General features: G+C 35.5%; 15 protein-coding genes. 13 read left to right on the top strand and 2 right to left on the bottom strand.

Features of this window, described 5'->3' with window-relative positions; genetic code table 11:
• Window positions 1-16 precede the first annotated feature (16 nt).
• Entirely contained in the window at window positions 17-1627 is a 1611-nt protein-coding gene (pyrG, locus tag KFO35_RS08340; protein WP_002310226.1) for a CTP synthase, read from the top strand.
• Here the strand turns inward: pyrG and KFO35_RS14405 are convergent.
• The gene (locus KFO35_RS14405; RefSeq protein WP_080000618.1) at window positions 1604-1816 is read right to left on the bottom strand and encodes a hypothetical protein; all 213 of its coding nucleotides are present in this window, start codon (window positions 1814-1816) and stop codon (window positions 1604-1606) included. The genes pyrG and KFO35_RS14405 overlap by 24 nt on opposite strands.
• 102 nt (window positions 1817-1918) lie before the next feature.
• Between KFO35_RS14405 and KFO35_RS08335 the strand changes: the two genes are divergently transcribed.
• The 4 genes from KFO35_RS08335 to KFO35_RS08320 all read left to right on the top strand — a co-directional run bounded on the left by KFO35_RS08335 (window position 1919) and on the right by KFO35_RS08320 (window position 5878).
• Window positions 1919-2788 carry a class II fructose-bisphosphate aldolase gene (locus KFO35_RS08335; protein ID WP_002290335.1) on the top strand — a complete coding sequence of 290 codons (870 nt, stop codon included), beginning with the start codon at window positions 1919-1921 and terminating at the stop codon, window positions 2786-2788.
• A 164-nt stretch (window positions 2789-2952) separates the two neighbouring features.
• A complete protein-coding gene (murA, locus tag KFO35_RS08330; RefSeq protein ID WP_070769984.1) occupies window positions 2953-4224 on the top strand; it encodes a UDP-N-acetylglucosamine 1-carboxyvinyltransferase in 1272 nt (423 codons plus the stop codon).
• Window positions 4221-5516: a transcription termination factor Rho gene (rho, locus tag KFO35_RS08325; protein ID WP_002290332.1), complete on the top strand. Its 1296-nt coding sequence runs from the start codon at window positions 4221-4223 to the stop codon at window positions 5514-5516. The genes murA and rho overlap by 4 nt, the downstream gene beginning before the upstream one ends.
• Window positions 5517-5614: 98 nt before the next feature.
• Complete coding sequence (locus KFO35_RS08320; RefSeq protein WP_002290330.1) at window positions 5615-5878, top strand: type B 50S ribosomal protein L31; 264 nt, start codon at window positions 5615-5617, stop codon at window positions 5876-5878.
• 91 nt (window positions 5879-5969) lie between these two features.
• Here KFO35_RS08320 and KFO35_RS08315 read toward each other — a convergent pair whose 3' ends face one another.
• On the bottom strand, window positions 5970-6866 hold the full coding sequence (locus KFO35_RS08315) for a helix-turn-helix domain-containing protein (RefSeq protein WP_070704036.1): 897 nt from the start codon (window positions 6864-6866) through the stop codon (window positions 5970-5972).
• 377 nt (window positions 6867-7243) lie between these two features.
• On the opposite strand from KFO35_RS08315, the gene KFO35_RS08310 reads away from it, so the two are divergent.
• From KFO35_RS08310 to KFO35_RS08275, 8 genes are all read left to right on the top strand, one after another.
• Window positions 7244-7558 carry a hypothetical protein gene (locus KFO35_RS08310; protein WP_024636481.1) on the top strand — a complete coding sequence of 105 codons (315 nt, stop codon included), beginning with the start codon at window positions 7244-7246 and terminating at the stop codon, window positions 7556-7558.
• Window positions 7559-7890: 332 nt separating this feature from the next.
• Window positions 7891-8253: a thioredoxin family protein gene (locus KFO35_RS08305; RefSeq protein WP_002328995.1), complete on the top strand. Its 363-nt coding sequence runs from the start codon at window positions 7891-7893 to the stop codon at window positions 8251-8253.
• A gap of 166 nt (window positions 8254-8419) precedes the next feature.
• Window positions 8420-9133 carry a C47 family peptidase gene (locus tag KFO35_RS08300; RefSeq protein WP_002315441.1) on the top strand — a complete coding sequence of 238 codons (714 nt, stop codon included), beginning with the start codon at window positions 8420-8422 and terminating at the stop codon, window positions 9131-9133.
• 21 nt (window positions 9134-9154) lie between these two features.
• Window positions 9155-9556: a hypothetical protein gene (locus tag KFO35_RS14170; RefSeq protein WP_002320697.1), complete on the top strand. Its 402-nt coding sequence runs from the start codon at window positions 9155-9157 to the stop codon at window positions 9554-9556.
• A 33-nt stretch (window positions 9557-9589) separates the two neighbouring features.
• A complete protein-coding gene (locus KFO35_RS08290; RefSeq protein ID WP_002315440.1) occupies window positions 9590-10165 on the top strand; it encodes a hypothetical protein in 576 nt (191 codons plus the stop codon).
• Window positions 10166-10207: 42 nt separating this feature from the next.
• The gene (locus KFO35_RS08285; RefSeq protein ID WP_130624781.1) at window positions 10208-10516 is read left to right on the top strand and encodes a hypothetical protein; all 309 of its coding nucleotides are present in this window, start codon (window positions 10208-10210) and stop codon (window positions 10514-10516) included.
• A gap of 724 nt (window positions 10517-11240) precedes the next feature.
• Window positions 11241-12491 carry an MFS transporter gene (locus KFO35_RS08280; RefSeq protein WP_002315438.1) on the top strand — a complete coding sequence of 417 codons (1251 nt, stop codon included), beginning with the start codon at window positions 11241-11243 and terminating at the stop codon, window positions 12489-12491.
• Window positions 12484-12705, top strand: coding sequence for a DeoR/GlpR family DNA-binding transcription regulator (locus tag KFO35_RS08275; protein ID WP_002315437.1), 222 nt, complete (start codon window positions 12484-12486; stop codon window positions 12703-12705). Before KFO35_RS08280 ends, KFO35_RS08275 begins: the two co-directional genes overlap by 8 nt.
• Window positions 12706-12742 lie beyond the last annotated feature (37 nt).

Here is a 12742-nt window from a genome sequence, read left to right as displayed (position 1 = left end):
AGGAGTTTTTGAACTTATGACAAAATATATTTTTGTGACCGGCGGTGTCGTTTCATCAATCGGAAAAGGGATTGTTGCAGCTTCTTTAGGACGCTTATTGAAAAACCGCGGCTTAAAAGTAACTATCCAAAAATTTGATCCATACATCAATGTGGATCCAGGGACGATGAGCCCATATCAGCACGGAGAAGTATTCGTAACAGATGATGGTGCTGAAACAGATTTGGATCTGGGCCACTACGAACGTTTTATTGACATCAATTTGAACAAATACTCCAACGTGACGACAGGAAAAATCTATTCTGAAGTTTTGCGTAAAGAACGTAAGGGCGAATACTTGGGAGCAACAGTTCAAGTTATTCCTCATATTACAAATGAGATCAAAGAAAAAATCATGCGAGCAGCTAAAATGACTGATTCAGATGTGATCATTACAGAAGTAGGAGGAACGGTAGGAGATATAGAATCTTTGCCATTCCTTGAAGCACTTCGTCAAATGAAAGCAGATGTCGGTACAGATAATGTTATGTATATCCATACAACGTTGATCCCTTACTTGAAAGCTGCTGGAGAAATGAAAACTAAACCAACACAGCACAGTGTAAAAGAGCTACGCGGTTTAGGTATCCAACCGAATATTTTGGTGGTACGTACAGAGCAACCTGTTTCTCAAAGCGTGAAAAACAAATTGGCACAATTTTGTGATGTCGAGCCAGAAGCAGTCATCGAGTCGCCAGATGTAGATACACTTTACTCCATCCCGTTAGTTTTACAAGCACAAGGAATGGATCAAATCGTTTGCGATCATTTGAAACTAGATACACCAGAAGCAGACATGACAGAATGGAAAGAATTAGAAGAACGTGTCTTGAACTTGAAGAAAAAAGTACGGATCGCACTTGTCGGTAAATACGTCGAGTTACCAGATGCATATATCTCAGTAGTTGAAGCATTGAAACATTCTGGTTTCGCCTATAACTCAGACATCGAGATCGATTGGATCAAAGCACAAGAATTAACGAGAGAAAATGTAGAAGAACGTTTGAAAGATGCAGATGGAATCTTAGTTCCTGGCGGTTTCGGCGATCGCGGAGTAGAAGGGAAAATCGAAGCGATTCGTTATGCTCGCGAAAATGACGTTCCGTTTTTAGGGATTTGTCTTGGTATGCAGATGGCTTGTGTCGAATTTGCACGTAACGTCGTTGGGTTGGAAGATGCGGCATCAGCTGAAACGAATCCAGATACAGCAAACAACATTATTGATTTAATGGCTGACCAAGAAAACATCGAGAATTTGGGTGGAACTTTACGCCTTGGATTATACCCATGTAAAATCAAAAAAGGAACGAAGACGGCTGAAGCATATGATGGAGCTGATGTTGTGCAAGAACGTCACCGTCACCGCTATGAGTTCAACAACAAATATCGTCAAATGTTTGAAGAACAAGGGTTAGTCTTTTCAGGTGTCTCACCAGATAACCGTTTAGTAGAAATCGTAGAACTGCCAGAGAAGAAATTCTTTGTGGGATGCCAATTCCACCCAGAATTGATTTCTCGTCCAAATCGTCCGCAAAAATTAATCAAAGCATTTGTCGGAGCATCATTAGCAGATCATGAAACAAAATAATTTTTTAGCTTGATAGAAAGAGAAAAGCAGCAAGAGAAAGGGATAAGCAATTTTCTTGTCACTTTTCTCTTTTTCTGATTTGTTATTATTAATAGGAAAAAAGATAGGAAGTAAAAGACTTTTTTTGAGTAAAGAGCGATTAAGCATTTTATTTTTTGCAAAAAACTTCTTGAAAATTTTCATTTTCATTGATTTTAGTAGAAAACTACCGAAATGTTTGGTAAAATAGGGTCGTTGGTTAAGAATTGTCTTAACAAATTTAGTTTTACAAAACTTAGGAGGAATTTTATTATGCCAGTAGTATCAGGAGCTGAATTTTTAAAAGCTGCTCGTAAAGGCGGTTACGCTGTCGGCGGGTTCAACACAAACAACTTGGAATGGACTCAAGCAATTCTTGAAGCGGCTGAAGCAAAACAAGCACCAGTACTTATCCAAACATCAATGGGTGCAGCTAAATACATGGGTGGTTACAAAATCTGTAAAGATTTGATCACTGATTTAGTTGAAGCAATGAACATCACTGTTCCAGTTGCTATCCACTTAGACCATGGTGACTACGAAGCTGCTTTGGAATGTATCGAACTAGGCTACACTTCAGTAATGTTCGATGGTTCACATCTACCATTCGAAGAAAACTTGAAATTAGCTAAAGACGTTGTTGAAAAAGCACACGCAAAAGGTATCTCAGTTGAATGTGAAGTTGGTTCAATCGGCGGAGAAGAAGACGGAATCATCGGTAACGGCGAATTAGCTGACATCGAAGAATGCAAACAAATGGTTGCTACAGGTATCGACTACTTAGCTTGCGGTATCGGTAACATCCACGGTCAATATCCAGAAAACTGGAAAGGATTAGCATTTGACCACTTACAAGCAATTGCTGATGCTGTAGGTCCAGACATGCCTTTAGTATTACATGGCGGATCAGGTATTCCTCAAGATCAAATCGAAAAAGCTATCTCAATGGGTATCTCAAAAGTAAATGTTAACACTGAATTCCAATTATCATTTGCTGCAGCTACTCGTAAATATATCGAAGCTGGTAAAGATAAAGAAGGTAAAGGATTCGACCCTCGTAAATTATTAGCTCCAGGTAAAGCAGCAATCGTTGAAGATGCGAAAGCTCATATCGACTGGTTTGGTTCAGCTAACAAAGCGTAAGCATCCACATAACAGATACGATGTATAGGAATGGAGAACGACTTTTGAAGTCGTTCTCCATTCTTTTTTACTTAAAACGGCAGACCATGCTCGTTTCTTTTTTTTATCTATGATAAAATACAAGCATATCCATGAAAAAAGATTAATAAACAAGGTGGAAACAGATGAAAAAAATCGTAATCAAAGGAAACCAACCTTTAGCTGGTGAAGTAACGATCAGCGGTGCAAAAAATAGTGCAGTCGCATTGATTCCAGCTGCAATCTTAGCTGATTCCCCAGTGATTTTGGAAGGTGTGCCGGACATACAAGATGTTCATTCATTAATTGAAATATTAGAGATCATGGGCGCAACGGTCCATTTTTCCAACAACATATTAGAAATTGACCCGCGGGAAATCGTATCGGTTCCGATGCCGCACGGAAAAATCAATAGTTTGCGTGCGTCTTATTATTTTATGGGAACACTGCTTGGTAAATTTGGCGAAGCGGTAGTAGGCCTGCCTGGAGGCTGTTATTTAGGTCCTAGACCGATTGATTTACACGTCAAAGGATTTGAAGCTCTAGGTGCTGAAGTGACAAATGAACATGGTGCCATGTATTTACGGACAAAAAATGAAGAGTTGCATGGCAATCGGATTTTTATGGACGTGGTTTCAGTCGGAGCTACAATCAATGTGATGTTAGCTGCTGTAAAAGCAAAGGGACAGACAGTAATTGAAAACGCTGCACGAGAACCGGAAATCATCGACGTGGCAACTTTACTGAATAATATGGGGGCAAAAGTTCGAGGAGCGGGTACAGATGTGATCCGTATCGAAGGAGTCGAAGCATTACATGGCTGTCGTCATTTCATGATTCCTGACCGTATCGAAGCAGGAACCTATCTGGCATTAGCAGCTGCAGCAGGAAAAGGTATCAAAGTGAAAAATGTGATTTTTGAACATTTGGAAAGTTTTATAGCAAAATTGCAGGAAATTGGCGTCCATATGAAAATCAGCGAAGATGAAATCGAAGTTTACCCCTCAAAAGAATTAAAAGCCGCAAATATCATGACCTATCCTTATCCAGGATTTGCCACAGATCTGCAGCAACCACTCACTGCGTTGCTATTGATGACCGCAGGCACTTCAGAAATCATCGATACGATCTATGCGAAACGGGTGAATCACGTGCCTGAATTAGCTCGAATGGGCGCTGATATTACCGTGGAAGGAAATATGATCATCGTGAATGGTCCAAATAAACTTCACGGGACAGAAGTCGTGGCTTCCGATCTTCGGGCAGGTGCTTGTTTAGTGATTGCCGGACTATTAGCAGAAGGAACAACGACGATTTATAACGTAGATTATATCTTACGCGGTTATGATCATATTATCGAGAAACTAACAGCCTTAGGGGCATCAATCGAAATGATAGAGGAAGTGGGAGCTGAATGAGCGATTATTTGACAATGGCAGAACTAGAGAACAAAACGTTAAAAGAAGTTTATAGTTATGCCAAAGAATTTAAAATTCCTTATTACAGTAAGATGAACAAAAAGGAATTATCTCTAGCTGTGATTCGTGCACAAGCTGAGAAACAAGGATTTTATTATATGGAAGGGATATTAGATATCGTTGGTCAAGATGGTTACGGTTTTTTACGGCCAATTAACTATGGACCAAGTGCAGAAGATATCTATATTTCTGCCTCACAAATCAGACGATTCAGTTTGAGAAATGGGGACAAAGTGGCAGGAAAAGCCCGTCCACCTAAAGAATCGGAACGTTATTATGGTTTGATGCACGTGGAAAGCGTTAATGGAAAAGATCCGGAAGAAGCAAAAGAACGTCCGCATTTTCCAGCCTTAACACCTCTTTATCCGCAAAGACAGCTACAACTGGAAACAACACCGCAAAGACTATCTACCCGAATGATCGATATCTTCTCTCCAATCGGTTTTGGTCAGCGTGGATTGATCGTCGCACCACCAAAAGCAGGGAAAACTTCTGTATTAAAAGAAATCGCAAATGGTATCACCGAAAACTATCCGGAAGTAGAATTGATCGTTCTACTGATTGATGAACGTCCGGAAGAAGTAACGGATTTAGAACGAAGCGTGAAAGGCGACGTGGTATCTTCTACATTTGATCTGCAGCCGCAAAACCATACTCGAGTTTCTGAATTAGTATTGGAACGCGCCATGCGTTTGGTCGAAGATAAACGAGATGTCGTTATCTTGATGGATAGTATTACTAGACTTGCTCGGGCCTATAACTTAGTCGTTCCACCAAGCGGACGTACATTGAGTGGCGGGATTGACCCAGCCGCATTGTATAAACCTAAGAAATTTTTCGGGGCGGCAAGAAACATCGAAGAAGGTGGCAGTTTGACGATTTTAGCGACCGCTTTAGTCGATACAGGAAGCCGCATGGATGACGTGATCTATGAAGAATTCAAAGGAACTGGAAATCTAGAATTACAACTTTCACGCGAGTTATCCGAACGTCGGATCTTCCCAGCCATCGATATCAAAAAATCAGGTACCCGAAAAGAAGAATTATTGATGCCAAGTGAAGAACTAGAAGAAATTTGGAAACTTCGAAAAAATATGACTGGAGATTCATTAGAATATACGGAACAACTGATCCGCTTTTTGCGTAAAACAAAAAACAATCAGCAATTTTTCAAAGAATTTCAAGATGTCTCCTTTGGTAAAAAAAATCCGACCAGAAATCTGAAAAGATAATTGCAACCTTGACTGAAACATGTTAAGATGTTAATGTTGTAAATCGACAAATCAACTCTGGTTCAGCAAATGGAGCAGGGCAAAGGAGCGAAAAAATCATGAAAGAAAACATCCATCCAGATTACCACCCAGTAGTATTCATGGATTCAACAACTGGTTTCAAATTCTTGTCAGGTTCAACAAAAACTTCACAAGAAACAGTTGAATGGGAAGACGGTAATACATACCCAGTCATCCGTGTCGAAGTAACTTCTGACTCACATCCATTCTACACTGGACGTCAAAAATTCACACAAGCAGACGGACGTGTGGACCGTTTCAACAAAAAATACGGTCTCAAAGACGCAAACGCTGCGGAATAATAAAAACGCTGATAACTCAACGTTTAACAGACTATCCGATAGGGATAGTCTGTTTTTTTCGTTTTTGACCATAATGAATAGATGGATATCGTTACTCAAAAATGGGTGGGATACAGTAAATTTTTTCGAATTTTATTAAACCAAATTTAAATTCATGGATTAAACTATCCATCTCTAATAATTCTAGTCCTTGTAAAATTTTCATTATTCGTTTTCGTCCTTTGATGCTATCTCCTTCTATATGACAGATTAATGCCTTATAAAATTGAATGGATATCTGAGTATCTTTTGCAAACAATAATCTATGATGAGTAGCTTCAAATTTTTGTAAGTATTGTTTAGAAAAGTGAATATTTTTGCGTTCTAACATTAAAAGAAAAGCATTATTATAAAGACTGGATAATATCGGATGGAATATTTCAAAATCGTTGTATTTTTCAATTTTGCGTTCGATTTCTGTAAGCCTTTGGGAAATATAGTTTGTATCAAAAAGAAATAGTAATGAGCTAAAACTGATCATTTCAAATCTTCCCCACTCATTTACTTTTTCTAAATAATTGGCAAAGTGATCCAGGTGTTCTTTATCATTTTTATTCAGCTTACGTTTTTCTATGGGCAGAGTATACCAATCAAAAGTTTTTATGATTAAATAGTTGCGAATATCAACAATGTCTCGTGTAGTATTTGCTTTTTTTCGAATGATTTCTAAAGTATACTTCCGTGATCCTCTATTCTCTCTAGTAGCTTTAATAAAATCTTTTATCTTTTTATTTTTTTTTCGTATGCTATCAAATTCTAGATATAAGACAAATTCATCCATGGTTATATTCAATTTATCAAGAAATTCCAATAAAATAACAAAAGGTATGCTATTTTTTCCAGTTTCATATCTAGATAATGTATTTCTTGTTGTTATATTGTGAGCTAAATTTTTTTGAGAGATACCTCTTTCTACACGCAATTTCTTAAGCAATTCCCCGCTATCCATATCACCGCTCCGTTCTTTTATAATTGTTATGCGCAAATTAATCACAAAATGAAAATAATACGTATTTTTAATCATAATAACATAGTAGATAAAATAAAAACACGGGAGGTGTGTATTTAATATTGAAAATCGGGGATAGGTTGTTATTTGGGTGGTGGATAGATTGTCGATCGATTATTTATCCCAGTTCTAAATGTTTCTGCAAGCAAAGTAGTTAATTCTAAGACAACAAATGAAAAAATGATTTCAGATTTTACGGATGAAAAATTAGATATATTCACGAAGTTGTTTGATATTACGGAAACTACAAAGTTAGTAAGTACAATAGTAACTAATGATATGAAGTCAAGATTTCAAATGAATTACGCAATAGAAATATGATTATTCATGTACCAAAAAGCTCGTTGGATTTAACAAACGCAAAAGTTCTACAAGTTACAGAAAATTCAAAGGATTTTTATACGATCACGGTGCCCATAGTAGGTGATGATTATAATTTATTTAGTAATTTGACGGTTACTTACAGTCAGAATGGAGAAAATGAAGGATATCAAGAAACTATTATTAGTCGAGGGTTGAACAATAAAATTCAAATTGAATCTTATGTAAACGGTAAATTGATGAAATCTGATTTACTTAATGAAGAGTTTTTATCTAACGAGCAAATTAAAAAGGACATGCAAAATGTATAAAAGCAAGGAGTTTTGTTACCTCAGAGTAGAGGTGTTGCTGCTAAAATTGCTTGTATTGTTGTTGTTCTTGGTATTAGTAAATACGTTGCGACTATCATTGCAGGAGCTTGTGTTGCTCCGTGCCCAGCTATACAAGTTATTTGTGCTGCTTGTATTGGAGGTTTTGCAGCTTTAGGCACTGGGACGATGAGTTTCGTAGTGGCTTGTTTTAAACTTTGATTGGATTGATGAGATGTGAAAAAGTCGATTAAAACTAGCAGAATAATTATATAGTTTCTATGTCTCTTTGTAGTAGCATTCTCGTTGATTTTTTTCAAACAGGCAGATTTGGTATGAATAATATTCTACCTGTGATAAAGACAGAAATGTTAAAATCAAAGTTTGATGGTTCTGATACTTTTTTATTATATGTAGGTAGACCGACTTGCATTCAATGCCAAGAAATTGAACCTACCCTTCGAAACATATTAAAAAGTGTAGGAGTAAAAGCCAGCTACTATAGAACTGATATAGCTCGAAACGAAGATGAAAAGAGCTTAGAGGAAGTAGCTAAAAAGCTTGATTTAACTGTAGTACCCTCATTATTAATGATTTCTAAAGGTGTTTTAGTTGATAGATTAGATGGTGTTTACACTGCAAAAGCTATTTCTGAATTTTTAGAAAATAATAAAACTATTTTTGAGGAGGATGCATAGTTGTTTATCCCTATATATAGCATGATACTTCTAGGCTTATTTTTAGTATTTTGTCTTTACGCTCTGAAAATACTTCAAAAAAATAATGATGATACGCGACGACAAATAGCACAATTAAGAAAAGATATTGAGTTGATCTTGGAAAAAATTAGGGAAAATAATTAAAATGGTGGATTTACGTTACTTAGAGAATTATTCTAAGCGAGTGTTTTTGTTAGCGGTTTCGTTTGTCTCTGGATGCTTTATCAGTCCTAGCGAATTAAAATTAAGTAATTTCAATTTTCGTACATTGACAAACGAGTGCGAGAACAAATTTATTTTTAGCTTATCTACGGATAGTCAAACTATTGATAGGTTATCCAAAGCATATGGACAAAAGTATCTAAACTTGGATTTTCTTGAAAATCAAGGGAAAACTTCATGGTGTGCAGCATACGCTACTACAGCTATTATCCGTTATCAAACTAGGAAAAGTTTTCCTACTGCACGACAGATGATGACAACTTTGTATCCAAGTTCATCCAATTTAGCAGATGAATCTGCCTCAAATATCCAATGTATTAGCTACGCTAATTCTTATGGATTTCATAGTATTTCAAATAGATGGGGGACAGCTACAGCAGAAGGAACGATGCTTGAAATTAATGCGAATCGGCCATATTGGGTATCTGCGCTAAAACAAACTAGAGGGAAGGATAGGCATGCGTTTGTTGTTAGAGGGTACGCTAACTTTGATTTTTATAAAACGATTTCCGTATGGAATCCATGGAGTAATTCAAGCTATGGATATGATCTACTGGACCCTTCCAGTCATTTGATTAGTACTCATGGGGTGGTATTCAAACAAGATTCAGGATTATTTTCTTGGCATTATCTATAAATAGCATTAGGGGTGTTAGGAGTGAAGTATAAAAAAATTTCTTCTCTTATTCTAGTAACAATATTATTATGTACGGCTTGTTCTTCTCCCGCTAGTCAACCGAAGAAAAAAGAACTAGAATTATCAAAGGAAGAATGGGAGCAGCTAACTTTTTTTTGTGGAGAATGGGTATATACGGGAGATGAATCAATGTGGACAATCAACATTGATAAACATTCAATAGACATTTCGTATGATAAACACCAGTTTAATGGTGCTTTCACAGGCATAAAAGTAAATGATGGGTTGACGATATATTGTGAAGATAATCAATGGGCCTACACATTGGATAAGAGAGATGATGAGCGTATATTCGTTATACGCAGTAAGCTAGATTCTGGAACGACTTCAAATGCGATGGGAATAGAGTTAATAAAAAAGTAAAGAAATTAGAATAATTATATCAAAGGAGAGCAAATGAAGAAATTTAATTTTGTGCTGTGTATTTTTACAGTTGTACTGATATTTGTTTTATCAAAAAATATATATGCGATGTCTACTGAAAATGAATTAAACAAAAAAGTATCTTATGAAAGTAATATCCATTATATACCAAAAGGGAATAATCCTACTGAACGATCAGAAGATTTTACTAAATATATGCGTGAATCTACAGGGAATTCTCATATATTCTTCAAAGGATTTCTTACAGAAGATGGAATAAAAAAGAGCCCCAAATTACCTAGTAAACTTATACAAGCAGATAACAGAATTAAAGCTGACACTAACTTATCGCCGTATAAACAATGTGGTTATTTGGAAACATACTTTTTTGATGGCATATCGATCTATACGAAACAAGGCACAGGAGCTCTGATTGATGGAAATAGATTCGTTACCGCGGGGAGTATGGTATACTCTCAAGACCAGTTTAATGGATGGGCAATGTCGAGTTTAATATGGATTGCTAGTCAAGATGGAAGAGGAACACTTACAGATGATCCTTCATCTGGACAAAATGGAGGATACAGATTCAGTTCAATGCAAGGTTGAACAAATAAAGGTGATTCTCGTTATGATATGGGATATATAACCATGAATAGTTCATTAGAAGAAGTATCTGGCCGTTTAAATTATGCGGTGCCAGTGGAAGGAATTGCTCAATCTAATATTGTGAGCTATACTGGTAATCTGTTTGGACAGACAATGTGGGGAAACGAGACTGTAGTAATTAATACACCAGAATTGTTATTTCACGATATTACTATTTCAGATGGTTCTATAGGAGCACCAATCATTCAAAATTCTGCTCTTGTAGGCATAACTACTACCCTGAATAGACAAGGTTCAATGAATCAAGCACTTGCTATAAGACAAGAACTTTATATTTTTTTTACATCATAATGCACAAAACAATGAAAAAACTAATATATAGTTTTAATTATCCACTTGATAAAAACACCTTATATTAACGAAATGAAGAGGGGGGATTTCGAAGTAAAAATCCATTTACCTAAAATTAGAAGCTAAGCTTTCCTTTCAAGGAAGGCTTTTTGTTTTGTTATAGACTTGCGATTGTTTGTGAGCTGAATCGTTCATTTTAATGACTTATACACGCGAATGATGGGTCTTTTTCCTCTGTTCATTCATAATATTGAACGGTGCAGCCAGCGATACTATACTGACCTCAGCTTCAAGAAAACGTTAACATTTTTTTGTGGGGGGAGAGTTTTTTTATGAGGTTTGATCAATTGATCGCAGAAGAACTGATTGTTTTCGATCCATTGATAGATTCAAATTGAGGTATCGATATTTAACGAGATTCTCTTTAAGAGGATTCTGTTTTTTGTATTCAAGTTTATAGCAATTAAGTGTTGTCAGCGAATTCATCATAGTAATGGATGTTCGTTTGTTTTTTTATTTGTTATTTTTATAAGTTATATAGTAAATATAATTTGAGTATGTTATGATTTTTGTTGGATAAAAACGAAGTTTAAACTATTTATCAAAAAAATGTTGTGTTATTTATTTTTATATTAAGCAATACACGTAGCCATTTAGTGTGAAAAACTGATTGATCCAAAAGAAGAATAAGATCCATAATAGCTGAATATTAGGAGGGAAGAAGATGGAAGGAAACAAAGTGAAGGTAAAAATAATTAATATTAAGAAAGAAAAAAATTACCTAAAAAATTCTCTAGCAACAATGATTCTATTTATGAGTAGTCAAGTTCTGCAATTTATTTTAGTGCTAGATGTTTTAAGAGAAACAGGATCAGCGCTCATATTCTCTGTAGCAGTAGCAGCTTCTAGTATTTTTAATATTGTATTTTCTCCGATATCCGGATTCATTAATGAAAAATATGACAAAAGGTACATTATGGGAATTTCTAGTGTCGCTGTAGGATTTTTAGGCATAATAATCTATTTTTTGTACAGTTCAATGGAAATAACTTCAATTATAGTGCCTGTCGTTTTGCTTGTTGGCCTTGGAATTTTTGAGGTCTTCTATTTAGGTGGTTGTATACCGATATTATCAGAAATATTTGAGGATAAAGATATGATTGAAATATCAGCGACTTCCACTCAAATGATGGTTCTAATAATGAAAATTTTATCTCCTTTAATTGGAGGAATCATCTATAGTATCTGGTCCATAGAAAGAACAATTGTTTTTATATCGGTCACTTTTATAACAACAAGTTGTTTCTGTTTTTCTATGACTATTCGCCCGAAAGAAAATAAATTGACTGACAAAGTAAGTTTTTTAGAAATTTACAGAAATAAATTAGGCGACTTAAGAAGTCAAAAGCAATTGGCTCCACTTCTACTTATCTTGATTGTTTCTAGCATGGTATTCTTATCAAATAAAGACGTCATAATGATTTACAGTTTTGATCAAATTGATTTATCGTCTTCGGTAGTGATTGGCTTATCTATGACTATTATCACAGTAATCGAAGGGATTTTTTCTTTTATTGCATTGGGAATTTATCAAGAAAAGAATGATGTATTTGTGCTAAGAATATCTAGTCTGTTGATTTCAGGTTTTTTCTTACTTTTTTTCATTATTCTTATGTTTTATGAATCTTATTTGAATAATTTTTTTGTAATATATAGTTTATTTACAGCAATAACAGCAATTTTTACTATCATTTCCATGAAGCATTTTTTGGCCCAATTCCCAGAAGAAGAGAAGGTTCAAGCGATTAGTACAATTAATTATTTGTCTAATATTTTTGTCTCTTTAGGTTATATTATTTATGGATTTTTGATCCAAACCATAGGACTTATTTCTGTAGTATCCTTAAGTGGTCTTCTTTTTTTAACTGTTGTTTCTCCCATCTTAATAGCTTGGAAAAAAAGTTCGATTGAATGATGAGGACTTATTTCTAGTAAAAAACCATTTACCTAAAAATAGAAAACAAGCAGACCGGCTTGCCGTTTTAGTTACACAGCAAAAAATCGCACATAAATTCATGCATCAAGCCATTGCTTTTCATGAAATCGATTATCTGGTGACAAGTAACGAACTGGCAAAAGAACAGTATGAGAAAGTAAAGGAACACCATATCGAATGTCTGTATGGATGAATTATTGCGTGAATATTCTAAGGTGTTTTCCCATTTT

It is taken from the genome of Enterococcus lactis (assembly GCF_015751045.1).
Classification (GTDB): Bacteria; Bacillota; Bacilli; order Lactobacillales; family Enterococcaceae; genus Enterococcus_B; species Enterococcus_B lactis.
The sequence above is the reverse complement of the archived record's forward strand: the minus strand, read 5'-3'. Positions and strand labels throughout refer to the sequence as shown.

Bases quoted from the DNA above. Each gene is read 5' to 3' on its own strand.
- pyrG (WP_002310226.1), top strand. From the start codon at position 17: ATGACAAAATATATTTTTGTGACCGGCGGTGTCGTTTCATCAATCGGA.
- KFO35_RS14405 (WP_080000618.1), bottom strand. From the start codon at position 1,816: ATGAAAATGAAAATTTTCAAGAAGTTTTTTGCAAAAAATAAAATGCTT.
- KFO35_RS08335 (WP_002290335.1), top strand. From the start codon at position 1,919: ATGCCAGTAGTATCAGGAGCTGAATTTTTAAAAGCTGCTCGTAAAGGC.
- murA (WP_070769984.1), top strand. From the start codon at position 2,953: ATGAAAAAAATCGTAATCAAAGGAAACCAACCTTTAGCTGGTGAAGTA.
- rho (WP_002290332.1), top strand. From the start codon at position 4,221: ATGAGCGATTATTTGACAATGGCAGAACTAGAGAACAAAACGTTAAAA.
- KFO35_RS08320 (WP_002290330.1), top strand. From the start codon at position 5,615: ATGAAAGAAAACATCCATCCAGATTACCACCCAGTAGTATTCATGGAT.
- KFO35_RS08315 (WP_070704036.1), bottom strand. From the start codon at position 6,866: ATGGATAGCGGGGAATTGCTTAAGAAATTGCGTGTAGAAAGAGGTATC.
- KFO35_RS08310 (WP_024636481.1), top strand. From the start codon at position 7,244: ATGATTATTCATGTACCAAAAAGCTCGTTGGATTTAACAAACGCAAAA.
- KFO35_RS08305 (WP_002328995.1), top strand. From the start codon at position 7,891: ATGAATAATATTCTACCTGTGATAAAGACAGAAATGTTAAAATCAAAG.
- KFO35_RS08300 (WP_002315441.1), top strand. From the start codon at position 8,420: ATGGTGGATTTACGTTACTTAGAGAATTATTCTAAGCGAGTGTTTTTG.
- KFO35_RS08290 (WP_002315440.1), top strand. From the start codon at position 9,590: ATGAAGAAATTTAATTTTGTGCTGTGTATTTTTACAGTTGTACTGATA.
- KFO35_RS08285 (WP_130624781.1), top strand. From the start codon at position 10,208: ATGAATAGTTCATTAGAAGAAGTATCTGGCCGTTTAAATTATGCGGTG.
- KFO35_RS08280 (WP_002315438.1), top strand. From the start codon at position 11,241: ATGGAAGGAAACAAAGTGAAGGTAAAAATAATTAATATTAAGAAAGAA.